This is a genomic window from Cupriavidus gilardii (genome assembly GCF_017598945.1).
GTDB lineage: Bacteria > Pseudomonadota > Gammaproteobacteria > Burkholderiales > Burkholderiaceae > Cupriavidus > Cupriavidus gilardii_E.
The window spans coordinates 1-24,925 of the sequence record NZ_JAGFTW010000045.1 but is presented as its reverse complement, the minus strand read 5'-3'; the positions used below and the strand labels follow the sequence as shown (position 1 = coordinate 24,925).

Here is a 24,925-nt window from a genome sequence, read left to right as displayed (position 1 = left end):
CAATATGGCGACCGAACTGCATCCCGGCGATCGCGTGGCCGATTCCGTGGCTCAGACGGCGGCCCACACCGCGGCCTCCGTGCACGGCGGCTGGCGCGGCATGCTGGCCGACTGGGGTTCGGACCGGCATGCCTTCCAGGTGTCGTGGGGCAAGGCCATGATGTGGATCTTCCTGTTGTCCGACACCTTCGTCTTCAGCTGCTTCCTGATCAGCTACATGACGGTGCGGATGACGACCACGGTGCCGTGGCCCAATCCCAGCGAGGTGTTCGCGCTGACCATCGCCGGCGAATCGATCCCGCTGATCCTGATCGCGATCATGACGTTCGTGCTGATCACCAGCAGCGGCACCATGGCGATGGCCGTCAATTTCGCCTATCGGCGCGACCGTGCCCGCTGCGCGATGCTGATGTTCGGCACCGCCGCGCTGGGTGCGACCTTCGTCGGCATGCAGGCGTTCGAATGGACCAAGCTGATCGAAGAAGGCGTGCGTCCCTGGGGCAATCCGATGGGCGCGGCGCAGTTCGGTTCGTCGTTCTTCATGATCACCGGCTTCCACGGTCTGCACGTGTCGTGCGGCGTGATCTATCTGCTGGTCGTGGCGACGCGCGTGCTGCGCGGCCGCTACGAGCGCACCGGCAACTACCAGATCGTCGAGATCGCGGGCCTGTACTGGCACTTCGTCGACCTGGTCTGGGTGTTCATCTTCGCTTTCTTCTACCTGTGGTGAGGTCCGCCATGTCCGAGCCCATCCTGCACGATTCGCCGATGCCGCCGCACGGCAGCGCGCCGGCCGCCGACCAGGGGCACGGCGCCACCGGCCAGGCCCATCCGATCGGCCTCTATCTGAAGATATGGGGACTGCTGTTCGTGCTGTCGGCCATGTCGTACGCGGTCGACTACTTCCATCTCGAGGGCGCGCTGCGCTGGACGCTGATCCTGATCTTCATGATGGCCAAGGCCGGTCTGATCGTCGCCGTGTTCATGCACATGGCATGGGAGCGGCTGGCGCTGGTCTACGCGATCCTGCTGCCGCCGCTTTGCCTGCTGGTGCTGGTGTGGTTGATGGCGGTGGAGGCCGACTACACGTATCTGTTGCGGGGAGAGTTCTTCCGCTAGCCGCGCATTGGCACACGCGCCCGCTCAAACCGTTTCCGCTTGCCCTGCTGGCTTCAACGCGTCCTCCGCCGGCGTGCCCATGCTGGTGTCCGGCGCCTGGCCGACCACCTCGCCGGCAGCTGGCGCGACCGGCAGCATCTGGCTGGCGCGCCAGTTGCCGAAGCGGTAATAGGCGGCGGCCAGCGTGATCGACACCACCGAGCCCAGCGGGAAACTCCACCACACCGCGTCCGCGCCCATCGTGCGGCCCAGCCACCAGGCGAACGGCAGGCGCACCACCCACATCGAGACGAACAACACTGCCAGCGGCGCTATCACCGCGCCGGTCGCGCGAACCGTGCCGAACAGCACGATGGTGAAGCCGAACAGGATGAACGACCACAGCACGATCGCGTTGATGTGCTGCGCGATCTCGATCGCGCCCCCGTCGTCCGGCAGGAACAGCCCCAGCGAATGCCGGTTGAACAGATAGACCAGTCCGACCAGCGCGCCGGTCATCGCCAGATTGAACGCCAGGCCCATGCCGGTGATGCGCGAAACCCGATCCCAGCGGCCTGCGCCGACGTTCTGCGCGACCATCGACGAGACGCTGGCGCCCACGGCCAGCGCCGGCATCTGGACGTAGGTCCATAGCTGCGAGGCCACGCCATACGCCGCCGCGGTCTGCGAGCCGTACTGGTTGACCAGCGCCATCATCACGATCGCCGACGACGAGATCACCACCATCTGGAGGCCCATCGGCAGCCCCTTGGCGACCAGCGAGCGCAGGATGCCGAGGTCGGGCCGCAGGTAGCGCAACTGGCCGCGATGCAGCGTCAGGAAATGCTTGCGGCGATAGAGCAGCCACATCATTGCGGCCAGGCTGACCAGCTGCGCAATCAGCGTCGCCAGCGCCGAGCCGGCGATGTCCATGCGCGGGATCGGCCCCAGTCCGAAGATCAGCAGCGGGTTCAGCGCGACGTCGAGCACCACCGACAGCAGCATGAAGTAGAACGGCGTGCGCGAGTCGCCTGCTCCCCGCAGCGTCATCATCACGAAGTTGTAGAAGTACATGAAGGGCAGCGCGAGGAAGATGATCCGCAGATAGCGGATCGCCAGCGGCCGCGCATCCGGCGGCGTGCCCATCGCGCTCAGGATGTCGGGCGTGAACAGGTAGCCGAGCGCCGCGGCGATGACCGACAGCAGCACGAAGAACGTGGTGCTGGTGCCGACCACACGGCGCGCCTCGTCGAGGTCGCGCGCGCCGACGGCCTGCCCGATCATGATGGTGTTGGCCATGCTGATGCCGAACACCACGCCGAGCAGGAAGAACAGCACGATATTGGCGTTCGAGGTCGCCGTCAGCGCCGCCTCGCCGAGATAGTGGCCGACCCAGATCGAATTGATCGAGGCATTGAGCGATTGCAGGATGTTGCTGCCCAGCACGGGCAGCGAGAACAGGAACAGGGTGCGGCCGATCGGGCCGGTCACGAGTCTGGCGTCGGGCTTCATTGTTGTTGGTGGTAGCCGAAGGGGACGGAGCGCTGAGCGAGTTCGTATAGCGAGTTCGTATAGTATTCCCGCTGGACCGAAACGGTAGTCGGCAAGAGACCGACATTGACCGACCCCCACTGACACCCCGCTCCCCATGACCCAGCGCATCAGCTCGGCAAGCGCCGCTCCCGCATGGCTCAAGGCCGCGCCCGCGCTGTTCCTGCTGCTGTGGTCCAGCGGCTTCGTCTTCCTGAAGCTGGGTCTGGCCTACGCCGATCCCCTGACCTTCCTGGCGCTGCGCTACGCCTGCGTGGTGGCGCTGCTGATCCTGCCGTGGCTGTGGGTGCGGCCGACCTTGCCGTCGACGCCCGCCGCGTGGGGACATCTGGCGATGGTCGGCCTGCTGATGCAGGCCGGCTATTTCTCGTTCACCTATCTGAGCCTGAAATACGGGCTGTCCTCGGGCACGGTGGCCTTGATTACCTCGCAGCAGCCGATCCTGGTCGGCCTGCTCGCGCCGGCCATTGCCGGCGAACGCGTTGGGCGGGTGCGCTGGATCGGCCTGCTGCTTGGCGCCAACGGTGCCGCGATGGTGATTCTCGCCACCTCGTCGATCGATCTGTCCTCGCGGCTGGCGCTGATGTTCGCCTTGCTGGCCTTGCTGGTGATGACAGCCGGCACGCTATGGGAAAAGCGCTTCGGCCGGGACACCCATCCGCTGACCGCCAATCTGGTGCAGTACTCCGTCGCCCTCGCCGTGACCGCGCCGCTGGCATGGTGGCTCGAGCCGATGCGCGTGCAATGGACGCCGGCATTGTTCGGCTCGCTGACCTATCTGGTGCTCGCCAATTCGATCGTCGCGATGACGCTGCTGCTCGCGATGGTCCGCCACGGCGAGGCCTCGCGCATATCGGCGCTGTTCTTTCTGGTGCCGCCGATGACCGCACTGATCGCCTGGGCCGTGCTCGGCGAAACCATCCCGCTGGCCGCATGGCCGGGGATGGCGATCGCGGCGGCAGGGTTGTATCTGGTGATGCGCAGATCGGCTTAGCAACCCACCCATCCGCATGGAGGACGGCTTGTCCAACGGATCGATTCGTACCATTCTTCCGCTGGCCACCATCACGGCGGCCAGCATGCTGACCATGGATCTATACCTGCCCGCCGTGCCGACGATGCAGCTGGACCTCGGCATCACGGTGGCGCAAGGGCAGCTGACCATCGCGATCTTCCTGCTCGGCCTGGCCGCGTCGCAATTGGTCTGGGGCGAGATGCTGCACCGGATCGGCCCGAAGCGCTGCGTGCAGACCGGCCTGCTGGCCCTGATCCTGACCAGCTTCGGCTGCGCGCTGGCGCCCGATCTGGCGACGTTGCTCGGCCTTCGCCTGGTACAGGGCATCGCGGCCGGCGCCGCGACGGTGGTGGTGCCGACCGTCGTGCGGGCGACGCTGCCCGAGCAGGACGGCGTGCGTGGCATCGCCGCGATCGCGATGATCGAGGCGATCGTCCCTGCTGCCGGGCCCGTCTTGGGTACCGCGCTGCTGCTGATCGCGGATTGGCGCACGACCTTTGCCATCATCGGCGTCATGGCGCTCGCGTCCGCGCCATTCGCGCTGCGGGCCACGCCGGCTGCGCTGCCCGCCACGGAAGAGGGCGGAAGGGTCGGCTACCGCGCGCTGCTGCGCAACTGGCATTTCGTTGGGTTGGCGCTCGCGCATGCGCTGTCGTTCGGCGCGTTGATCGCCTTCGTCGCGAGCGCGCCGCAGGTGCTGCCCGGGCTCGCCAACACCGGCCAGAGCGGCTTTGCGCTGGCGCAGGTCTGCGGCGTGGCGGGCTTTATCGTGGCCGCCAGCCAGGCAGGCCGGGTCAGCGGCCGGCTGGGCCCGCGCCGCGCCATCCAGTTGGGCGCGCTGCTGCACGGGCTGATGTGCACCGCGCTGCTGGCGGCATGGTGGCCGACCGTCTTTCCTTCCCGTGGGTGCTGGCGTTCTGGGCCGCGTTCTGCGCCGTGCTGGGCATACGCGGCCCGACGGCGTTCAGCGAGGCGCTGTCCGTACCGCACGCCCAACTCGGCCGCGCGTCGGCGCTGATGGTGCTGGCGCTGCTGGCAGCCGGCGCCCTGGCGACACAGGCCACGGCACCGTTCCTGCCGAGCGGCCAACTCGGCGCGGTGGCCTTGTCGATGAGCCTGCTCTGTTGGGCGAGCTATGCGCTGGTCGCGCATTATCCCGACAAGCAGGCCAGCGTTCGCCCGCAACGAAGGCCGGAACAGGAGCAGGCCAACCTCTGAGGATGGCCTGCCCCTGCGGCCAATGGAAGCGAGGCCGCTATGCCGCCGGCACCTCGATCTCCAGTGCCACGCCGTCGCGCCCGGGATCGGCACCGCCTTCCAGCCGCCCGTCCACGATGCGCACGGCATGCACCCAGCCGATCGTGTAGTTGTACGGGTTGCGGATCACCTCGTAGCCGCTTTGCTGCAACTCCCGCGTGATATAGCGCGGAATGCGATTGCAGACGTCGATCGCGTTGCTGGTCGACGAGAAACGCGGCGCGGACACCGCGGTCTGCATCGGCATGTCGAAGTCCACCACATTGACGATGCTCTGCAGCACGCCCATCGCGATCTGCGTGCCGCCCGGGGCGCCGAGCACGATCTCCGGCTTGTCGTCCTTGAAGACGATGGTCGGGCACGACGAGGTGAAGCGGCGCTTGCCGGGCGCGATGCTGCCGGCGCGTCCCGGGCGCGGGTCGAATACACCCATGCAGCCGTTGTAGATGAAGCCCAGGCCCGGCGTGATCACCCCCGACGGCATTGCCAGCGAGTGCGTCAGCGAGACGCAGTTGCCGTCGCCGTCGACCACCGACAGATGCGTGGTGTCGCGCGGCACCGCGTGGCCTGGATTGACGCGCGGCACTTCGGCCCGCTGGCCCTCGCGGATGCGCTGCGCGACCTCGCGGGCGTAGTCCGGCGACAGCAGCCGGTCCAGCGGCACGTCGACGAAGGCCGGGTCGCCGATGAAGCGGTCCTTGTCGATGGTCGCCTGCTTCATCGCTTCGCAAACCACGCGAATGTAGTCGGGGCTGTTGTGCCGCAGCGCGCGCAGATCGAACTGCTCGAGGATCGCCAGCATCTGCAGCAGCATCGCGCCGCCGCCCGGCGGACGATTGGTGGTGACGCGGCGGTCGCGGTAGCCGCCGACCAGCGGCGCGGTGCGCACGGCCTGGTAGCCGGCCAGGTCCTCGCGCGACAGCAGCGCGCCGTGCTCGCGCATATCGGCAACGATCTGCTCGGCGATCTCGCCCAGATAGAACGCATCGACGCCGCCGGATGCGATTCGTTCCAGCGTGTCGGCGTAGTCGCGGTTCTTCAGCGGGGTGCCGATCGTATGGGGCGAACCGTCGGGGCGGCAATACAGCTTCCGGCCGCTCTCGCTGAAGGCCAGGCGCTCGCGGTTGCTGGCGCGGCCGAGCGTCGCCTCGTCGATCCAGAAGGAATACATGCCGGGCCGGACGAAGTAGCCGTCGCGTGCCCACTGGATCGCCGGCTGCACCACCTCTTTCCATGGCAGTCTGCCGTGGCCGCGGTGGAGCGCCTCCAGGCCGCGCAGCGTGCCCGGCGTGGCGATCGATTGATAGCCGATGTCGTTGAGGCGGTCCTTGATGAAGAAGCCGAAGCCGTCGCGCGCTTCGCCTTCCAGCAGATCGGCCCACATGTCGGGCCGCGCGGCCGCCGGCGCGGTGGCATGGAAGTCGATGTATTCATGGGCGCCGTTGCCCGGCATATAGACCGCGGCGGTGCCGAAGCCCGCGATGCCGCACATCAGCGGGTCGACCACTGTTTGCGCGAGGGCACAGGCGACCGCGGCATCGGCCGCATTGCCGCCCGCGCGCAGGATCTCGATGCCGGACTCGGCCGCTTCCGGCTGCGGGCAGGACACCATTCCACTACGGGTCATTGCTTGTCTCGATAGGTTGGCGCCGGGACGCGCCCGCGGCGATGCCGACGGCGCATCCCGGCGCGGGATCGTGTTGATGACGGGATTTGCGCGACGTGGCTTACTTCGCGCTCAGGTCCAGATCGCCGATCGCGCCCTGCCACTTGGCGGTATCGCGCACGGTCAGTTCCATCAGCTGGTCCGACGGGCCGGGCATCGGCAGCACCTGCATCGACTTGAGCTTGTCGACCACGGCCGGCTCAGCGAGGAAGGTCTGGGTGGCGGCATGCAGGCGCGCGATCACGTTGGCCGGCGTGCCGGCCTTGGCGGCGATGCCGCTCCAGCCGATATTCTCGAAGCCCTTCAGGCCCAGTTCGGCGGCGGTCGGCACGTCCGGCAATTCCGGCACGCGCTTCGACGCGAACAGCATCAGCGGCGTCAGCTTGCCGGCCTTGATCTGCGGCAGCGCGGTGCTCAGCACCGGCGCCATCACCTGCGTCGCGCCGGAGACCGTCGACACCACGCCGTCGGGCTCGCCGCGATAGGGCACGTGCAGCAGCTTGATGCCTTGCTGCTTCTGCATCAGCTCGACCACCAGGTGGGTCGAATTGCCGTTGCCCGACGAGGCGAAGCTGATGCTGCCGGGCTTGGCCTTGGCGGCGTCAACGAGCTCGCGGTAATTGCGCAGGCCCGATTGCGGATTGGCGACCAGCACGAAGGGCACGGTGGCCAGCATCGACACCGGCGCGAAATCCGACTCCGGCTTGTAAGCCAGCGGCGCGTAGACAAATTTGTTCAGCACCATCTGGGAGACGCCGGCCAGGAACAGCGTGCAGCCGTCGGCCGGCTGGCTCAGCACGTACTTGGCGGCGATGATGCCGCCCGCACCGGCGCGGTTCTCGACCACGATCGGGGTCTGCAGCGTCTTGCCGACGCGCTCGGCCCACATGCGGGCCAGCGTGTCCGTGCTGCCACCGGCCTGCTGCGAGACGACCAGCCGGATCGGGCGCGACGACGCGCCGGGTTCACCGCAACCGTAGCTCGGTGCGGCCACGCCGAAGGCGAGCGCAAGGGGAACAGCGAAGTGGAAGAAGGCAGTTTTTCTCATAGGTGGTGGCAGTGTCCAGGTCCGTCGAATTCCAGGTCTGGCGCCTGGACGCCGGGAAATTATTGGGCCGAACGGCAAACGCACCTAGTGAATTGTTTCGAACCATCTATTAGTATTCGCTCATGGATCCCTCCGACCACAGCATCGCCTGGGCGCGCCGCCTGCGCGTGCGGCACCTCGAGTCCTTCCTGATTCTTCACGATGCGGGGACGCTGTCGGCGGCCGCGACGCGGCTGCACATGACGCAGTCCGCGGTGTCGCACTGGCTCAGCGAAATGGAGGACCTGGCCGGCGTCCGGCTGGCCATCCGCGGCCGCCGCCTGCAACTGACACCGGCGGGCGAGGCGGTGCGCCGGCTCGCCGTCCGCGTGCTCGGCGAGGTATCGCGCGCGCACGACGAGCTCGGCGCGATCGCCAGGGGCGCGGTGGCGCGGCTGCATGTCGGCAGCGTGCTGGCCGGCGTCGCGCATCTGATTCCGTGGGCCATCGTCGCGTTCCAGCGCGCGCAGCCCAATGTGTCGATCCAGGTTACCGAAGGGGCGTTCAACACGCTGCTCGATCGCCTGGAAAAGCGCGAGTTCGATCTGGTGGTCGGCTCGATCGATGCGCGCGCCTATGGTCCGCATCTGGCGCACGAGGTGCTGTTCGAGGACGCGATGGCGGTGGTGGTGGGGCCGCACCATCCGCTCGCGCAGGCCAAACGCCTGCGCTGGGAACAGCTGTTTTCGTATCCGTGGGCGATGCCGCAGCGCGAGACGCTGATGCGCACGCGGCTCGATACCGTGCTGCTCGAGCACGGCGCCGCCGGCCTGCGCCCGGCGGTCGAGACCGGTTCGATCGTCACCATGCAGGCGGTGCTGCGCGAGACCGACTATGTCGGCGTCTGTTCCGCGGCGATGGCCGAGCATCTGGCCTCGCTGGGGCTGCTGCATATCCTGCCGCTGGGCGACCGCGAATCGTTCGGCCCGGTCGGGGCGGTATGGCGCAAGGGCGGCGACGACGAGGTGCTGCACGCCTTCATGCGGGCCTTGCGCGAGGAAGCGGGGCGCATCCGCGCCGCCGAGGCGGGGGCGCTCGCGCGGTAGCGGCACGGACGCAGCGTTCACCGCCGTGCCGTGCCGTGCCGGGGTGCGCCGTGTCCTCTCAGCGTGGGACGCGGATATTGTTCCGGACCTCGTCCACGCCCATCACTTCCTCGGCGATATCCTCGACGCGGTACTTGGCGCGCCGGTCCGATACGGTGCCGCTCAGCGTGACGATGCCCGAGCCGACTTCCACGGTGACCTCCGACACGTCGAGATCGCGCGCCTCGGCCAGGCGCTCGCAGACTTCGTCGCAGATGCGCTCGTCGGTGCGCCGGAAGCCCTTGGGCAACGTGCGCGGGCGTCGTGTGGCCGTACTGCCTCCCATGCCGCCGCCCGTGGCGCTCGGGCCGCGGTCGCCGAATTCGTTGAAGCCGACGCTGCCGCCGCCGGAACCCATCGCCCCGCTGTCGCCGCGCCGATAGTGGTAGGCGTCACGCATGCCGCGCGAGCCGCCGTAGCCGCGGTTGCGCCAGGTTTCCGCGACCTCGCCGGTGCGGGGATCCTCGGGGAACCATTCCATGCCGCCGGTCACGGTGCCGCGCCCGCGGCGGTCCTCGCCGGTGTCGCGCGGCTGCATCGGACGCGTATTGCCGTTGTCTCTGTTGCCGTTCATCTTGGTCTCCATCGATCAGGGACGTATCGGACAAGGGCCGCAAAATCCGTACCGCCGCAGCGTGATGCCGACGCGGTCGCATGGCGGGCGCCAGGCATGGACGGTGCAATCTTTGCCGTGGATGGGTTGTAAATAGAGCTTGTAAATAAATCGCGCAGCTCTGCCCGATCCAAGCCCCGCGCGCGATGTAAAAAGGCCTTCCCGTGTGGGAAGGCCCGGATCGCCGCAGAGCGTCAAGCCGACGTCACGTCGGCCGGCTCATCACACCTGCGTGATGAATTTCGTCACCAGGTAGCCGTCGAAGGTCTCCATGCCGCCTTCGCTGCCGATGCCGGAGTCCTTGATGCCGCCGAACGGTGTTTCGGCCAGTGCCATGCCGAAATGGTTGATGTTGACCATGCCGGCCTCGAGTCCGTTCGAGACCAGCGTCGCGGTCTTCAGCGAGTTGGTGAACACATACGAGGCCAGGCCATAGGGCAGGCTGTTGGCGCGCCGCAGCGCTTCCTCGGCGTCCTTGAAGCGGGTCACCGGGGCGACCGGCCCGAACGGCTCGTCGACCATCAGCTTCGCGTCGTCCGGCAGATCCGTGACCACGGTGGGCGCGAAGAAATAGCCCTTGCTGCCGATACGCGCGCCGCCGGCAACGACCTTGCCGCCGCGATGGCTGGCGTCGTCGAGGAACTGCTCCATCGAAGCGATGCGGCGTTCATGCGCGAGCGGGCCCATCTGCGTGCCGTCCTCCAGGCCGTCGCCGACCTTGATCGAGCCCATCACCTCGGTGAAGCGGGCAAGGAAGCGGTCGTAGGCCTTTTCCTGGACGTAGAAGCGCGTCGGCGACACGCAGACCTGGCCGGCATTGCGGATCTTGAAGCGGGCCAGCATCTCGGCGGCCGGTTCGATATCGGCGTCGTCGAACACCAGTACCGGCGAATGGCCGCCCAGCTCCATCGTCACGCGCTTCATGTGCGCGCCGGCCAGCGCGGCCAGCTGCTTGCCGACCGGCACCGAGCCGGTGAACGAGATCTTGCGCACGATCGGCGATTCGATCAGATAGGTCGAGACCTCGCTCGGCACGCCCCAGACGATGTTCAGCACGCCCGGCGGCAGGCCGGCGTCATGGAACAGCTGCGCCAGCGCGACCACTGCGCTCGGCGAGTCCTCGGGTCCCTTCAGGATCAGCGTGCAGCCCGCGCCCAGCGCCGACACGATCTTGCGGATCGCCTGATTGAAGGGGAAGTTCCACGGCGTGAAGGCGGCGCAGACCCCGATCGGCTCGCGCACCACGATCTGGCGCACGTTCGGATTGCGCGGCGGAATCACGCGGCCGTAGATGCGGCGGCATTCTTCGGCGTGCCAGTCGGCATGTTCGGCGCAGATCATCACCTCGGCGACCGCCTCGGCCAGCGGCTTGCCCTGGTCCAGCGTGATATTGCGGCCGATCTCCTTGGCGCGTTCGCGGGTCAGCTCGCCGACGCGGCGCAGGATCTTCGCGCGCTCCAGCGGCGAGGTCTTCTTCCAGCTATCGAAGGCGCGCTGCGCGGCGGCCAGCGCTCGATCCAGATCCGCGGTGCTGGCGTGCGGCAGTTTGCCCAGCACCTCCTGCGTAGCGGGATTGATCACGTCCTGCTCGCGGCGCCCGCCGCCTTTGACGAACTCTCCATCGATATAAAGGGCGAGGTCCTGGTACATGGCTTCTCCTGTGTCCTGTGTCGTCTGTCGTGAGTTCCGGGTCCTGGGTTCTGGGTCCGCTGTCGGGAATCCGGCCGTGCGTTGCGCGCGCGTCCCGGGTTCCGAACCCGTTAGCTTACCGCGTCGGCCGCAGCCGCGTGCGGCAGGCGATGTCCTGCACGGGTTCGTGCCGTTGGGACCTTCGATGGCGGTTCCTTTCAACGAGCCTACATCTCGCTTTCACATCGCTTTCAAATTGCATCACGTCATGATGAAAGCGTCGTTTCCTTGCCGTGGTTAACCCTGAAACCAGACAACTGAAAGGGCGCTGAAAGCACGCTTCTCTAACGTTGCATCCGCTTTCGGCACAGCGCTGGTGCCGTGCGGCTTTGTATTTAACGAGGAGAATCATGTTGCGCATACGCAGCCAAAAGGACTTCGCCTCCGGCCTGATGTTCGTGCTGGTCGGCCTGGGCTTTTCCTTTGTCGCTCGCGGCTATTCGATGGGGACGGCCGCGAAGATGGGTCCCGGATATTTCCCCTTCCTGCTCGGCCTGGTGCTGGCCGGACTCGGCGCGCTGGTGTTGCTGAGCTCGTTGTCGAGCAAGGGCGAGGCAGACCGGATGGAACGCTGGGACATCAAGATCCTGCTGTGGATCCTGGGCTCGGTGGTGCTGTTCGGCCTGTTGCTCAAGCCGCTCGGCATGGTGCTGTCGGTCTTCGTGCTGGTGGTCGTGTCGTCGATGGCCAGTCATGAATTCAGCTGGAAGGGTGCGCTGCTCAACAGCGTGGTGCTGGTCCTGATCAGCCTCGGTGCCTTTGTCTACGGCATCAACCTGCAGATGCCGGTGTGGCCGGCGTTCATCACGGGCTAAGGAGCGCGCAGATGGAATTGCTTGAACATTTGACGCTCGGGTTCTCGACCGCGCTGTCGTTCCAGAACCTGGCCTACGCCTTCCTCGGCTGCCTGCTCGGCACGCTGATCGGCGTGCTGCCGGGCCTCGGCCCGCTCGCGACCATCGCGATGCTGCTGCCGATCACCTACACGCTGCCGCCGGTCGCCGCGCTGATCATGCTGGCCGGTATTTACTACGGCGCCCAGTACGGCGGCTCGACCACCGCGATCCTGGTGAATCTGCCCGGTGAATCGTCCTCGGTGGTGACCACCATCGACGGCTACCAGATGGCACGGCGCGGCCGCGCCGGCGTGGCGCTGGCCACCGCGGGTATCGGCTCGTTCTTCGCCGGCTGCGTGGCCACGCTGATCCTGGCGGCCTTCGCCGGTCCGCTGTCGGAACTGGCCTTCAAGTTCGGCCCCGCCGAGTACTTCTCGCTGATGGTGCTGGGCCTGATCGGCGCCGTGGTGCTGGCCTCGGGCTCGCTGGTCAAGGCGATCTCGATGATCGTGCTGGGCCTGCTGCTGGGCCTGGTCGGTACCGACGTGAACTCGGGCGCGGCGCGCTTCTCGTTCGATATCCCGGAGCTGACCGACGGCATCGACTTCGTCGCGCTGGCCATGGGCATGTTCGGCTTCGCCGAGATCATCGCCAACCTGGAGCAGAAGGAGAACCGCGAGACCTTCACCGATCGCGTGACCAACCTGTTCCCGACCAAGGACGACTTCAAGCGGATGATCCCGGCCGTGCTGCGCGGCACTGCGCTCGGTTCGGCGCTGGGCATCCTGCCGGGCGGCGGCGCGTCGCTGGCGTCGTTCGCGGCCTACACGCTGGAGAAGAAGTCGTCGAAGTACTCGCACGAGTTCGGCAAGGGCGCGATCGAAGGCGTGGCCGGCCCCGAGTCGGCGAACAACGCGGCGGCCCAGACCTCGTTCATTCCGCTGCTGACGCTGGGCATTCCGCCCAACGCGGTGATGGCGCTGATGGTCGGTGCGATGACGATCCACAACATCCAGCCGGGGCCGCAGGTGATGACCAGCAACCCGCAGCTGTTCTGGGGCCTGATCGCCTCGATGTGGATCGGCAACCTGATGCTGATCATCCTGAACCTGCCGCTGATCGGCATCTGGGTCAAGCTGCTGACCGTGCCGTATCGCTTCCTGTACCCGGCGATCCTGGTGTTCTGCGGCATCGGCGTCTACTCGGTCAACAACCAGACGTTCGACGTCTTCATGGCCGCGGGCTTCGGCGTGGTGGGCTACCTGTTCCTGAAGCTCAAGTGCGAACCGGCGCCGCTGCTGCTCGGCTTCGTGCTCGGACCGATGATGGAAGAGAACTTCCGCCGCACGCTGCTGCTCTCGCGCGGCGAGTTCTCGGTGTTCGTCACGCGGCCGCTGTCGATGGGCCTGCTGATCGCCGCGGCGGCACTGGTGGCGGTGGTGGCGCTGCCGTCGATCAAGGCCAAGCGCGAGATCGCCTTCCAGGAGGAGTAGAGAAAAACCGGGCCGGCCGGCCTTCGGAGCCCTTCCGAGCGCCAGCCGGCCCGGTCGTTTTGCGCATGTCTATCGTTGCATGAAAAGACCAACCATCGATAGTCTCGTTTCCCGGCTCTATATCCTGAAGTTCGTGCAGTCCAGCCCGGCCACGGTGCTCGCTCTCGTCGAGCGGCTGCGCGAACATGGCATCGACAAGAACATCCGCTCGCTGCGCCCCATCCTGCGCAGCCTGCTGATCGCCCGGGCGATCACCGCGGAACTGGTCGAAGGCAATGGCCGGGTCTACTCGATCACCGACAGTGGGCGCGAAGAGCTGGATGCCTACCTGTCCCATCTCGATGTGCTGCAAAACGAAATCGGCGGCGACCGTTGAGGCCGCCGCCGATTGTCGTTTGAGGCTGGCGATGTTTTTCTCCCCTCTCCCGCGTGCGGGAGAGGGGCGGGGGAGAGGGCGGGGCGGTTGCTCTGCGACCGCGCTTCAAGACCACCCCCTCTCCCCGGCCCTCTCCCCCTGAAGGGGAGAGGGAGAACCCGGGCAGCGTTCCCGGATTCCCGCACGGCTTACTGACTGACCAGCTCGATCGCCGTCTGCGAGTCGTCGTTGGCCTTGGCCACCAGCACCTTGATGTTGTTCGGCACGGCCGAGGCGATACCGTCGGCCGGGATCGGCATGATCAGCCAGTCGGCGTTGTTGTCGATGGTGATGGCACCCGAGCTGAAGATCACCTGCTTGGTGCCCGCCGTGGTGACGCGGATCTGATAGTTGTTGCCGCCGTCGAACTCGTTCGAGTCGCGGCCCGAGGCCGGCACCGCCGACTTGTAGCCGACGTTGGCGAAGGTCGGGTTGACCGTATTCAGGTCCACCGACGGCGCGGTCACATAGATATCGACATTCTGCGCGTTGAACGCCGCGTTCACCGCCCGCACCCGGGCCTTGGTCGACAGCAGGCCCTTCTCGTACGGATCGTCGATCACCAGCGTGTCGGCGCGATCGTCGCCCGGCAGCGCCACGATCGTGTACTTGTGGCCGGTGGCGGCATCGACCTGCGCGCGGCCCACTTCGGTTTGCGTGCCCGCGGCGTTGAAGGTGAACAGATGGTTGCCGTCGTCGACGTCCGAATAGCGGGCGACGAACTTGTACGGAATATTCTGCAGAGACGTCCGTGCGCCGTTCTGATAGACGTCGAGATTGAGTTGAGTCGGGATCGGAGGCACGGCGTGGATCACGCGTGTTTGTGGTTCGTTCAAGCCGAGACGGTCGTCGATGCCATCGTCGCCGCCGCCGCATGCCGCCAGCATGGCGCTGGCCGCCACCATCAGTCCCAGTGCAATCCCGGATTTCGAGAACAGCTTCATGGATTTCCCCTTGCAGGTGAAATGAAAAGCGAACAAGTTACGAGGCCGACCGCGTAGTGCCATGGATGGCCAAGGGTTGGCGAATCCGTTGGCATGCATGCCCAACGCATTGCAACAAGTCCTGGTGTGGTCGGGGTCCGGCCGCGTGCCGTGATGGAACGATAGTGGTGGCCCCGATGGGCCGAAACGCTGCGCGCTCCGATATAGCTGTCGGAGAAATCCGACAGCCGAGTGAATCACTCCGGCGAACCCAGGCGCGGCAAGGGCTGGTGGGCGGGTTCCGCACAGCGGAATTACATCAGTAAAAAAAGCCGGTTTGTCTATCACCGTTTGCCATTGTTTTCACTAGCGAGGGCTCTCATCCTTCACCCCGCTTGATTTTTTCCAATTTTTCGTCACACTTGCCGGGATAGCTGACCGAGCACGATGTCGACAATCACAAACGGGGCGGGGATAGTGGCCAGGTCGGAGGCGATGGCGGCTGGCGCGGTTCCGGCGGCGGACACCGATCCGTTGACCGGCGTAGCAAGCCGCCCATTCTTCTTGAGCAAGCTCGAAGCACGCCTGCAGAACGAGGCCGTGCCGCGCTGCGCATTGATCCTGCTCGGCATCGACGACTTCCGCGCCTTCAACGACATGCACGGTCATGGCGAGGGCGACCGAATCCTGCAGCAGATGGCGCGCCGGCTGCGCGACGCCTCGCCGCGCGATGCCGTGATCGGCCGCACCGGCGGCGACGAGTTCGCGGTGCTGCTGCCGTCGATCTACGATCCCACCCTGGTGCGCCACGTCAGCGCGGCGATCCTGTCGCTGCTGTCCGAGCCGTACGACTGCAATGGGCACCGCCACTATGTGCTTGCGAGCCTGGGCGCCTGCGTGATGCCGGCCGGCGGGGACAACGCCTCCGATGCGCTGGCGTCGGCGAGCCTGGCGCTGGCACGGGCCAAGCGCGACGGCGGCCGCACCATCCGCTTCTTCAAGCCGCAGATGCGCGCCGACGTGACCAGCCGGCTGTCGCTGGTGCAGGCCCTGCGCGAGGCGTATGCCAAGCGTCAATTCGAGCTGCTGTACCAGCCGCAGGTCGACCTGCGCGATGGCCGCATCGTCGGCGCCGAGGCGCTGATGCGCTGGCGCCATCCGACCCAGGGCCTGCTGGCCCCGGCCGTGTTTATCGACGCGCTGGCTGCGAGCAGCGTCGCGGTGGACGTCGGCATGTGGCTGCTGCAGACGGCCTGTGCGCAGGCCCGCGCATGGTCGCTGCAATTCGACGAGGCACCGCGCGTGGCGATCAACCTGTTCGCCGCGCAGCTGGCGGAAAGCCGGCTGCTGACCGAGGTCCGGCACGTGTTGCGCGAGCTCGCCCTGGAGCCGCACCGGCTGGAACTGGAAATCACCGAGACGATCGCCCTGCAACAGGGCGACGAGGTATCAGAGCAGCTGCAGACGCTGCGCCGCGATGGCGTGACGCTGACTTGCGATGACTTTGGCACCGGCTACGCGTCGTTGAGCTTCCTGAAGACCTTCCCGGTCGACCGCATCAAGATCGACCAGTCCTTTATCCGCAACGTGACGCAGGACCCGGTCGACGCCGCGATCGTCCGCTCGGTGATCAACGTCGGCGCGAGCCTGCAGATCAGCGTGATCGCCGAAGGCGTCGAGACGGTGGAGCAGCGCGATTTTCTGCTGGCCAACGGCTGTCACGAGGTTCAAGGCTATCTGTATGGCAAGCCGATGCCGGCCGATCAACTGACGGACCGGCTGTACGAGCAGCAGCGAATGACAAAGGACTGAAAGGACGGCAGCACCGGAACGGGCCGAACGCTACAGAACATCCGAACCGTGAATACGACGATCCCCGCCGCAGCGGGGATCGCCAGCGAAAGGGCCCGTTGCGGGCCCTTTCCTTTTGCCGCCTTCGCGGCGTGCCTCCTTACTTCGCCAGCTCCGACAGCCGCACCTGGCTGATCTTGCCGCCCTGAACCCAGCCGACCACGGTATCGGCCATCGAGCCGCCCTTGGCGTCGATGCCATCGATCTCGTTCGGGTTCAGCTCCTTCGGCAGCGTCTTCATCGCGTCGGGCATCTTGGCGCGGATCGCCGCCGCATCGGTGGTGGTGCCGGCCAGCTTCATCGCGTTGGCCAGCGTATGCACCATCGTGTAGTTCAGCGACATCTCGGTGGTCGCGTCCTTGCCCTCGTGCAGCTTCTTGTACTTGTTGTTGAAGGCCTGCGTGGCCGGCCGGCTGTCGCTGTTCAGCGGCAGCACGCCGATGGCGCCCTCCAGCATGCCCAGACCGTTGGTCACGCGCGCCATCTCGTCGAGCTTGGCCTGGTCCATCACGATGAAGCCGCCCTTGAAGCCCAGTTCGCGCGCCTGCTTGACGACCAGCGCCGTGGGCTCCGACGGACCGCCGACGAACAGCACGTCCGGCTTGTCGGCGATCACGCGCGACACGCCGCTGTAGAAGTCGGTCGCCTTGGTATAGGACATCGGGTTGTTGGCCACCACCTTGCCGCCCGCCTTCTCCCAGGCCGGCACGAAGGCCTGCACCCATGCCTTGGCATAATCATGGTCGGCCGGCACCAGCGCGACGTTCTTGCCGAAGCGCTTCATCTGCGCCTTGACGAAGGGCTCGATATAGCCGGTGTACGCCGGCGGGATGCGGATCGTCAGCTTGTTGCCGGCATCGGTGATGCGCGGCACGCTCGAATACGCCATCACCATGAACTTCTCTTGTTCGTTGAACGCCTGCAGCGCGAAGATGCCGCCCGAGTGCGGCACGAACACGGCCGGCGTCTTGTGCTGCTGCACCAGACGGCGCGCGTTGATCGCCGATTCGGCCGGCGCGTACTTGTCGTCGAGCGCGACCACTTCGAACTTGACCTTCTTGCCGGCGACCTCGACGCCGCTGGCGTTGAGCTCGTCGACCGCCATCTGGATGCCCGACAGCACGTTCTTGCCGTACAGCGCGGCGCCGCCCGACAGCGGGCCGGTATAGCCGAGCTTGACCACTTCCTGCGCGAACGCCGCGCCGGAGGCCAGCAGGGCGGCCAGCGCGGTGGCGGCCAGCGGCAACAGCTTGCGGCGGGGTTTGGTGGTGTTCTGCATGTTCCGTCTCCTTAAACGATGGAATTTGCCATCGGGTCGTGGCCCGGATGGTCTTGGTTGAATGCGGTTCGGTTTCGAATCAAGTCGCTTGACCGTTGCGGCGTCAGCCCCCGATATAGGCCCGACGCACGCCCTCGTCATTGAGCAGCGCATCGCGATCGCCCTCCATCACGATGCGTCCGCCCTCGATCACGTAGCCGCGATGGGCGATGCCCAGCGCCGCATAGGCGTTCTGTTCGGCCAGGAGCACGGTGGTGCCGGCGCGGTTGATGCGCTGGATCACCTCGAACATCTGCTTGACCACCAGCGGCGCCAGGCCCAGCGACGGTTCGTCGAGCAGCAGCGCGCGCGGCCGGCCCATCAGCGCGCGGCCGAGAGCGACCAACTGCTGCTGGCCGCCCGACAGCGAACCGGCGGGGTCGTCCTTCTTCTGCTGCAGGATCGGGAACAGTTCGTAGACCTCCTCCAGCGAGCGCTTGATGCCGGCGCTGTCGCGGCGATGCACGTAGGCACCGAGCGTCAGGTTCTTCTGCACGCTCATTGCCGGAAACAGCTTGCGGCCCTCGGGACAGTGCACCAGCCCGGCCTGCACGATCTGCGACGGCTTCATGCCGGACAGCTCGCGGCCGTCGAAGCGCATGCTGCCGCCGCTGGTCCGGTGAATGCCGCTCATCGCCAGGAAGATCGAGCTCTTGCCGGCGCCGTTCGCGCCGAGCAGCACCACCAGTTCGCCGGCCTTGGCGTGCAGCGTGATGTTGTCGAGCGCGCGGAAGCTGCCGTAGGAAAGCGATACGCGTTCAAGCTGCAACATGGTCGGCTCCCAGATAGGCTTCGATGACCTGCGGATTGCGCTGGATTTCGGCCGGCGTGCCCTCGGCGATCTTCTCGCCGTAGTTCAGCACCATGATCTTGTCGGCCAGCCGCATGATCATGTCCATCTTGTGTTCGATCAGGCAGACCGTCTTGCCGTGCCGGACCATCTTGCGGATCAGCTCGGCCAGGCCCACGGTTTCCTCGGGATTGACGCCGCCGGCTGGCTCGTCGAGGAGCAGCAGCTCGGGCCCGGTGGCCAGCGCCAGCGCGAAGGCGACGCGCTTGCGCTCCTCCTGCGTGATGTCGGACGCCACTTCATGCGCGAGGTGCGACAGCCCGACGAAGTCCAGCGCCTCCTCGGCCTTGTCGCGGCACAGCCGCTCTTCCTCGCGCAACCGCTTCGTGTTGAACAGCACGTCGCGCAGGCCCGCATGGGTGCGCAGCCGGTGGCCGACGATCAGGTTGTCGAGCACGGTGGCGCGATCGAACAGCGCGGTGGCCTGGAACGTGCGCGCGATGCCCAGCCGCGCGATGCGGTCGGCGCGCATGCCGGCGACGTTGGTGCCCTTGAACAGCACCTCGCCCGAGCTCGGCGCATGCGTGCCGGCGACCAGGTTGAAGAAGGTCGTCTTGCCGGCGCCATTGGGGCCGATGATGGCGTTGATATGGCCGGCCTCGAAGGTCACCGAGACATCGTTGACCGCGGTCAGCCCGCCGAATTTCTTGGTCAGATTGCGGATCTCAAGCATGGTCGGCTCCGGCGGAGGCGGCAGAAGAGGGGGCCGGCGCAGCCTTGCCGTCGGCGGCGTCATCGGCGCCGTGGCGGCGTGCCGGCTGGCGCTGCCCGCGGCGCGCGGCCGCGGCACGGCGCGCCTGGCGCTTCAGGTACGACCCGACGATCCCGTCGGGCAGGAAGATGATCAGCAGGATCAGCACCGGGCCGAACACCAGCATGCGGTAGTCCTGCAGGAACTGCAGCGTTTGCGTGACCCAGGGCACCAGCAGCGCGCCCAGCAGCGGTCCGAGCAGCGTGCCGATGCCGCCGACCAGCATCGCCATCACCATGTCGAAGGTCAGGTCGGTACGGGCGATATCGGGGCCGAGGAAGCGCACGTGGCCCGCATACAGCGCGCCGGCGAAGCCTGCATAGGCGACCGACAGCACGAACGACAGCACCTTGGTGCGCATCAGGTCGATGCCCAGCGCTTCGGCCAGCGCGTCGCTGTTGCGCACGGCCATGAAGCTGCGGCCCAGCAGCGAGCTGACGATCCGATGCATCAGGAAGGCCCCGACCACCAGGAAGAACAGCACCAGGTAGTACTGCGCCTGCACGCTGTCGAAGCTGAGCGGGCCGATCGCGGCGGGCACCGGAATGCCGATCAGGCCGACCGTGCCATGCGTCAGGCTTTCCCACTTCTCGATCAGCAGATAGATGATGTAGCCGATGCACAGCGTGAAGATCGAGAAGTAATGGCCCTTGAGCCGCAGCGATACCACGCCGACCACGTAGCCGATGATCATGCAGACCACGCCGGACAGCACGAAGGCGGCCCAGAACGGCATCTGGTGATCGACGGTCAGAATGCCCAGCGTATAGGCGCCGATGGCCATGAAGCCGCCGTGCGCGAGATTGAGCTGGCCGGTGTAGCCGGTGATCAGGTTCAGGCCCAGCGTCGCGATCGCGTAGATGAAGGCCAGCGTCATCACCGTCAGGTAATAGCTGTTGGTCGTCAGCAGCGGAAACGCGATGGCCAGCGCCAGCAGCAACGCCCAGCCGGTCTTGCCTTGCAATGCGTTCATGTCGAGTGTTCTCCTACCTATTGCGCTTCGATGCGGCGGGGGCCTCAGGCGGCCTTGCCGGCGAACAGGCCCTGCGGCCGGATCGACAGGATGATCACCAGCAGCACGAAGGCGATGATGTCCTTGTAGTCGGTCGACACGTAGAAGCCGCCGAAGCTCTCGGCCATGCCGATGATGAGCCCGCCGAGAATCGCGCCGGGGATGCTGCCCATGCCGCCGAGGATGATGATCACGAAGGCCTTGGTGATGACCAGGTGACCCATCGCCGGATAGACCAGGTTGATCGGCGCGTACAGCGTCGCGGCAATCGCGGCCAGCGCGCCGGAAATCGCGAACACCAGCAGCGTGACGCGCGTCGCGTCGATGCCGACCAGCGCTGCGCCTTCGCGGTTCTGCGCCATCGCCACGATGGTCGAGCCCGTCACGGTGCGGGTCAGGAACAGATGCAGCACCACCATCAGCGTGAAGGCCGCGGCGATGATCAGCAGACGCTGCAGCGGCGCGGTCAGGCCGAACACCTCGACCAGCTGGCCGTACGGCGTCGGCATGCGGTGGAAGTCGGCGCCCCACAGCGCCTGCGCGCCCGCTTCGAGAAACAGCAGGATGCCGATCGCCGCGATCATGTCGTGCAGCTCGGGCGCGTTGCGCAGCGGATGGAACACCAGCCGCTCGGCCAGCATCGACAGCAGCGCCACGGCCAGCGCCGCGCCCACCATTGCCAGCCAGTAGTTCACGCCCAGCGACGTCATCAGGTAGTACGACACATAGGCACCGGCCATGTAGAAGGCGCCGTGCGCGAAGTTCGGTACGTGCAGGATGCCGTAGACCAGCGTCAGGCCGAGCGCGACGAGGCTGTAGACCCCGCCGAGCGTCAGCCCGTTCAGAAACTGTTGGAAGAACATTGACACCGATTCACCTCATGCAAATCGAAACCGCAAACGGGGCGCGCCTCGGCGAACCGATGCGCGTGGCAGGACAGCGCCGCAAAGCAAGCGGACTGCCGGTCAACGAATGTGGGGGTCAACTGCGCGGCTTGGCGCGCATCGGAAAGGGTTGCATGGCGGTCTCCTGAAACGGTTGAACCGGGCCGCAAAATGCCCAGCTTTCATACCGGTTATGCGTGTCGTGACTGGTGGCTGGTGTCCGTGGCGATGTCTGTCGCCGCGTCTCCGCACGATCGTTCGTTTTCGTTGACTGTTGCATAGGGCTTGAGGCACAGTCAAGGAATACGGAATAGTCTTTCGCACAGCGAAATAGGCCTTTCCGTCCCGGCCGCGCAGCGGTTTTCGCTCTCGCCGCCGGGTGAAATTTCGCGCGGGTTTTCCCCTGTTTTTTGCCGCTGTCGCAGCTGTCGCCGCCTGACTTTCCGCATGGACCGTCGAACATGAAGCGCACCGCCACCGTGATTCCCGTCGTCGCCGAACCGCCCTCGCTGGTGCCGGCGAGCGCGTTGCGCGATGCCGACGAAACGGGTCAGGGAAATCCCGCAGAAGCCGAGGACCGCAGCTTCGTCACGGCGCTCGCACGCGGGCTCGATCTGCTGCGCGCCTTCGGGCCGCACGACGACTATCTCGGCAATGCGGAGCTGTCGCGCCGGACCGGCATTCCGCGGCCGACGGTGTCGCGGCTGACCTATACGCTGACGCGGCTCGGCTATCTGGTCTATGTCGAATCGCTGGAGAAGTACCGGCTCGGCCAGGGCGCGATGGTGCTGGGCCATCGCTATCTGGCGACCTCCGGAATTCGCGAGGTCGCGCAGCCGCTGATGCAATCGCTCGCCTTCGCCACCGGCTGCACCGTCGCGCTGGCCACGCCGGATCGCCACGAGATGGTCTATCTCGAAGTGTGCCAACCGCGTGGCGCGCTGGTGATGCGGCTGACGCCGGGCTCGCGCCTGCCGATCGCGACGTCGGCGATCGGCCGTGCCTGGCTTGCGGGCCTGCCCGCGCCGCGACGCGCCAGCATGTTCGCCGATCTGGAGCGCCACTATCAGACCCGCTGGCCGGCCATCCGCTCGAAACTGGAGCGCGCGTTGCGCGACTACGGGCGGCGCGGTTTCTGTGTCGCGCATGCCGAATGGGACCGCACCGTCAGCGGCGCCGCCGCGCCGGTCGTGCTGGAAGGCGGCACGGAAGTGCTGTCGATCAATATCGGCGGCGCGGCGTCGAGGCTGACGCCGGAGATCCTCGAGGCGAATCTCGGTCCGCGCGTGCGCCAGCTTGCCGAGGCGCTGCAGGGACGGCTGTGGCGCGTCCACGGCTGACGTGGCGTCGCCATCCGGACCATCACCAATATCCACGACATCTCGACCACCACAATCATCAGCACAAGGAGACAAGGATGGAGATCACCAACAAGACCGTCGTCGTCACGGGCGGTGCCACCGGCATCGGGCGCGCCTTGGTACTGGCCTTCGCGAAGGCCGGTGCGCGCGGCATTGCGGTGGCCGATCTGGACGAGCGCGGCGCGCAGCAGGTCGCTCAGGAGGCGTCCGAACTGGCACCGTCGTGTCAGACCTTCGGCTGCCGCACCGACGTCGCCGATGCGGCCGCGGTGCAGGCACTGGCCGACGAGGCGACGCGCCGTTTCGGTCAGGTCGACGTGTTCTGCTCGAACGCCGGCATCATCCTGCGCAAGGGGCTCGATGCCACGGCAGACGAATGGCAGCGGATCTGGGAAATCAACGTGATGGCCCATATCCACGCCGCCAATGCGGTGCTGCCGCAGATGCTCGCGCGCGGCGAGGGCTACTTCGTCAATACGGTGTCGGCGGCGGGGCTGCTGTCGCAGATCGGCTCGGCGCCGTACGCGGTGACCAAGCACGCGGCGATCGGCTTTGCCGAATGGCTGGAGATCACCTACGGCGATCGCGGCATCAAGGTCAGCTGCATCTGCCCGCAGGGCGTGCAGACCAGGATGCTGTTCGGCGAGAACGGCGAGCGCAAGGGCTTCCTGCAGGAAGGCTCGGTGACGCCCGAACACGTGGCCGCGGTGACGCTGGAAGGCATGCGCGACGAGCGTTTCCTGATCCTGCCGCATCCCGAGGTGCTCGAGTACTACCGCCGCAAGGGACAGGACTACGACCGCTGGCTCAAGGGCATGCGGCGGCTGCAGGAGAAGGTCATGAGCGAGTTCGGCGGCATCGGCCGCTAAGGTTCTCGCCGGGGCTCGCCGTTAGCGGTCGACAGGGGCCACAAGAGTCCAAAGCGTCCGAAGAGTCCGAAGACTCCGAAGAGTCCAAAGGGTCCAAAGGGTCGAACACAAAGGAGACAAGAATCATGCGAATTACCCCATTCACGGGCGCGCTGTCCGCGCTCGCCACGGTGCTGGCCACCGCGTTCGCCGCGCCGGTGGCGCAGGCGGAAACCTATCCGGCCCGGCCGATTCGGATCGTGGTGGGCTTCCCGACCGGCGGCGCGCCGGACACGCTGGCGCGCATCGTCTCGGAGAAGATCTCGCCGTCGTGGGGCCAGCCGGTGGTGGTCGACAACAAGCCCGGGGCGGGCGGCAATATCGGCGCGGAAACGGTGGCGCGCGCACCGGGCGACGGCTATACGCTGGCGCTGGGCACCGTCGGCACGCATTCGATCAACGGCGCGGTCTACAGCAAGCTGCCGTACGACATGGTCAAGGACTTCACGCCGGTGATCCTGCTGGCGACGACGCCGAACGTGCTGGTGGTCCATCCGGGCGTGCCGGCCAAGACCACCGCCGAGCTGATCGCGCTGGCCAAGTCGAAACCGGGCGCGCTGACCTTCGGCACGCCCGGCATCGGCACCTCGCCCCATGTGGCCGGCGAACTGTTCAACACGGTGGCCGGGGTCAAGATCACGCACGTGCCCTACAAGGGCCGCGCCATGGCGATTCCCGACCTGCTGGGCGGACATATCACGATGATGTTCGACAACCTGCCGTCGGCGCTGCCGGTGATCAAGGAGGGCAAGCTGCGCGCGCTGGGCGTGACCAGCCTGAAGCGTTCGGCCTCCGCCCCGGATATTCCGACGCTGGCCGAGCAGGGCTTGAGCGGCTTCCAGGCCGACTCGTGGTTCGCGATCTTCGCGCCGGCCACCACGCCGAAGGACGTGGTCGCCAAGCTCAATACCGAGCTGAACCGGATCTTCACGCTGCCCGATGTGCAGGCCAAGCTGAAGATGCTGGGCCTGGACCCGGTGCTCGGTACGCCGGACGCACTGGCCTCGTTCCAGAAGGCCGAGATCGCGAAATGGGCGAAGGTGGTGAAGGATTCGGGGACGACGCCGCAGTAATTGGCGCATTGCCTGAGCCGAAGCGCCTCGCCATTGCGATGTCTTTCTCCCCTCTCCCGCTAGCTGTATGGACCGGGGACATAGGTAACACATGTGCCAGGACATGGGTAACAGTCCAAGGTCCAGGTTAGTCAGCCTGGTGTAGGTCGATCGTGGCGACCTTTTGATGGCAGAAGTAGACATCAAAGG

24 protein-coding genes are annotated in these 24,925 nt (G+C 66.5%); 13 read left to right on the top strand and 11 right to left on the bottom strand.

Going from position 1 to position 24,925, the window contains the following annotated elements:
• The first annotated feature begins 4 nt into the window (after positions 1-4).
• Together J5T34_RS16190 and J5T34_RS16185 are read left to right on the top strand one after the other, a co-directional pair.
• Entirely contained in the window at positions 5-730 is a 726-nt protein-coding gene (locus J5T34_RS16190) for a heme-copper oxidase subunit III family protein (protein WP_432207674.1), read from the top strand.
• A gap of 8 nt (positions 731-738) precedes the next feature.
• Positions 739-1,119, top strand: a complete 381-nt coding sequence (locus tag J5T34_RS16185) for a cytochrome C oxidase subunit IV family protein (protein ID WP_432207673.1) — start codon at positions 739-741, stop codon at positions 1,117-1,119.
• Positions 1,120-1,143: 24 nt separating this feature from the next.
• On the opposite strand, the gene J5T34_RS16180 is transcribed toward J5T34_RS16185, so the two are convergent.
• Positions 1,144-2,610 carry an MATE family efflux transporter gene (locus J5T34_RS16180; protein ID WP_208580728.1) on the bottom strand — a complete coding sequence of 489 codons (1,467 nt, stop codon included), beginning with the start codon at positions 2,608-2,610 and terminating at the stop codon, positions 1,144-1,146.
• Between the two features lie 136 nt (positions 2,611-2,746).
• Here J5T34_RS16180 and J5T34_RS16175 point away from each other — a divergent pair, with 136 nt between their 5' ends.
• From J5T34_RS16175 to J5T34_RS16165, 3 genes are read left to right on the top strand one after another with little or no spacing between them, the layout of a single operon-like run.
• Positions 2,747-3,643 (top strand): DMT family transporter, encoded by an 897-nt coding sequence (locus J5T34_RS16175; protein WP_208580726.1) that lies wholly within the window; start codon positions 2,747-2,749, stop codon positions 3,641-3,643.
• 28 nt (positions 3,644-3,671) lie between these two features.
• Positions 3,672-4,682, top strand: a complete 1,011-nt coding sequence (locus tag J5T34_RS16170; RefSeq protein ID WP_208580724.1) for an MFS transporter — start codon at positions 3,672-3,674, stop codon at positions 4,680-4,682.
• Entirely contained in the window at positions 4,682-4,882 is a 201-nt protein-coding gene (locus J5T34_RS16165) for a hypothetical protein (protein ID WP_208580722.1), read from the top strand. The genes J5T34_RS16170 and J5T34_RS16165 overlap by 1 nt, the downstream gene beginning before the upstream one ends.
• A gap of 37 nt (positions 4,883-4,919) precedes the next feature.
• Here the strand turns inward: J5T34_RS16165 and ggt are convergent, their stop codons facing one another.
• Both ggt and J5T34_RS16155 read right to left on the bottom strand, forming a co-directional pair.
• A complete protein-coding gene (gene ggt / locus J5T34_RS16160; RefSeq protein WP_208580720.1) occupies positions 4,920-6,548 on the bottom strand; it encodes a gamma-glutamyltransferase in 1,629 nt (542 codons plus the stop codon).
• Positions 6,549-6,648: 100 nt separating this feature from the next.
• Positions 6,649-7,635: a Bug family tripartite tricarboxylate transporter substrate binding protein gene (locus J5T34_RS16155; RefSeq protein WP_023264195.1), complete on the bottom strand. Its 987-nt coding sequence runs from the start codon at positions 7,633-7,635 to the stop codon at positions 6,649-6,651.
• 122 nt (positions 7,636-7,757) lie between these two features.
• Here J5T34_RS16155 and J5T34_RS16150 point away from each other — a divergent pair, with 122 nt between their 5' ends.
• On the top strand, positions 7,758-8,720 hold the full coding sequence (locus J5T34_RS16150; protein WP_208580718.1) for a LysR family transcriptional regulator: 963 nt from the start codon (positions 7,758-7,760) through the stop codon (positions 8,718-8,720).
• Positions 8,721-8,778: 58 nt separating this feature from the next.
• Here J5T34_RS16150 and J5T34_RS16145 read toward each other — a convergent pair whose 3' ends face one another.
• Both J5T34_RS16145 and J5T34_RS16140 read right to left on the bottom strand, forming a co-directional pair.
• Positions 8,779-9,333: a BON domain-containing protein gene (locus J5T34_RS16145; RefSeq protein ID WP_244258984.1), complete on the bottom strand. Its 555-nt coding sequence runs from the start codon at positions 9,331-9,333 to the stop codon at positions 8,779-8,781.
• A gap of 261 nt (positions 9,334-9,594) precedes the next feature.
• Positions 9,595-11,022 (bottom strand): NAD-dependent succinate-semialdehyde dehydrogenase, encoded by a 1,428-nt coding sequence (locus J5T34_RS16140; RefSeq protein ID WP_208580713.1) that lies wholly within the window; start codon positions 11,020-11,022, stop codon positions 9,595-9,597.
• A 392-nt stretch (positions 11,023-11,414) separates the two neighbouring features.
• On the opposite strand from J5T34_RS16140, the gene J5T34_RS16135 reads away from it, so the two are divergent.
• From J5T34_RS16135 to J5T34_RS16125, 3 genes are all read left to right on the top strand, one after another.
• Positions 11,415-11,876 (top strand): tripartite tricarboxylate transporter TctB family protein, encoded by a 462-nt coding sequence (locus J5T34_RS16135; protein ID WP_208581026.1) that lies wholly within the window; start codon positions 11,415-11,417, stop codon positions 11,874-11,876.
• A gap of 11 nt (positions 11,877-11,887) precedes the next feature.
• On the top strand, positions 11,888-13,390 hold the full coding sequence (locus J5T34_RS16130) for a tripartite tricarboxylate transporter permease (RefSeq protein ID WP_208580711.1): 1,503 nt from the start codon (positions 11,888-11,890) through the stop codon (positions 13,388-13,390).
• A gap of 79 nt (positions 13,391-13,469) precedes the next feature.
• Positions 13,470-13,766: a helix-turn-helix transcriptional regulator gene (locus J5T34_RS16125; RefSeq protein WP_208580709.1), complete on the top strand. Its 297-nt coding sequence runs from the start codon at positions 13,470-13,472 to the stop codon at positions 13,764-13,766.
• A gap of 188 nt (positions 13,767-13,954) precedes the next feature.
• Here the strand turns inward: J5T34_RS16125 and J5T34_RS16120 are convergent, their stop codons facing one another.
• Positions 13,955-14,749 carry a DUF4397 domain-containing protein gene (locus J5T34_RS16120; protein ID WP_208580707.1) on the bottom strand — a complete coding sequence of 265 codons (795 nt, stop codon included), beginning with the start codon at positions 14,747-14,749 and terminating at the stop codon, positions 13,955-13,957.
• A gap of 453 nt (positions 14,750-15,202) precedes the next feature.
• On the opposite strand from J5T34_RS16120, the gene J5T34_RS16115 reads away from it, so the two are divergent.
• Positions 15,203-16,540, top strand: a complete 1,338-nt coding sequence (locus J5T34_RS16115; RefSeq protein ID WP_208581024.1) for a putative bifunctional diguanylate cyclase/phosphodiesterase — start codon at positions 15,203-15,205, stop codon at positions 16,538-16,540.
• 139 nt (positions 16,541-16,679) lie between these two features.
• On the opposite strand, the gene J5T34_RS16110 is transcribed toward J5T34_RS16115, so the two are convergent.
• The 5 genes from J5T34_RS16110 to J5T34_RS16090 form a co-directional block, all read right to left on the bottom strand.
• Entirely contained in the window at positions 16,680-17,858 is a 1,179-nt protein-coding gene (locus tag J5T34_RS16110; protein ID WP_208580705.1) for an ABC transporter substrate-binding protein, read from the bottom strand.
• A gap of 103 nt (positions 17,859-17,961) precedes the next feature.
• The gene (locus J5T34_RS16105; protein ID WP_208580703.1) at positions 17,962-18,669 is read right to left on the bottom strand and encodes an ABC transporter ATP-binding protein; all 708 of its coding nucleotides are present in this window, start codon (positions 18,667-18,669) and stop codon (positions 17,962-17,964) included.
• Entirely contained in the window at positions 18,656-19,420 is a 765-nt protein-coding gene (locus J5T34_RS16100; RefSeq protein WP_208580701.1) for an ABC transporter ATP-binding protein, read from the bottom strand. Before J5T34_RS16100 ends, J5T34_RS16105 begins: the two co-directional genes overlap by 14 nt.
• Positions 19,413-20,471, bottom strand: coding sequence for a branched-chain amino acid ABC transporter permease (locus J5T34_RS16095; protein WP_208580699.1), 1,059 nt, complete (start codon positions 20,469-20,471; stop codon positions 19,413-19,415). The genes J5T34_RS16100 and J5T34_RS16095 overlap by 8 nt, the downstream gene beginning before the upstream one ends.
• Positions 20,472-20,515: 44 nt before the next feature.
• On the bottom strand, positions 20,516-21,379 hold the full coding sequence (locus J5T34_RS16090) for a branched-chain amino acid ABC transporter permease (RefSeq protein ID WP_208580697.1): 864 nt from the start codon (positions 21,377-21,379) through the stop codon (positions 20,516-20,518).
• Between the two features lie 476 nt (positions 21,380-21,855).
• Between J5T34_RS16090 and J5T34_RS16085 the strand changes: the two genes are divergently transcribed.
• From J5T34_RS16085 to J5T34_RS16075, 3 genes are all read left to right on the top strand, one after another.
• Entirely contained in the window at positions 21,856-22,734 is an 879-nt protein-coding gene (locus J5T34_RS16085; RefSeq protein WP_208580695.1) for an IclR family transcriptional regulator, read from the top strand.
• Positions 22,735-22,811: 77 nt separating this feature from the next.
• The gene (locus J5T34_RS16080; protein WP_208580693.1) at positions 22,812-23,624 is read left to right on the top strand and encodes an SDR family NAD(P)-dependent oxidoreductase; all 813 of its coding nucleotides are present in this window, start codon (positions 22,812-22,814) and stop codon (positions 23,622-23,624) included.
• A 125-nt stretch (positions 23,625-23,749) separates the two neighbouring features.
• Positions 23,750-24,736: a Bug family tripartite tricarboxylate transporter substrate binding protein gene (locus tag J5T34_RS16075; RefSeq protein ID WP_208580691.1), complete on the top strand. Its 987-nt coding sequence runs from the start codon at positions 23,750-23,752 to the stop codon at positions 24,734-24,736.
• Positions 24,737-24,925: the final 189 nt, after the last annotated feature.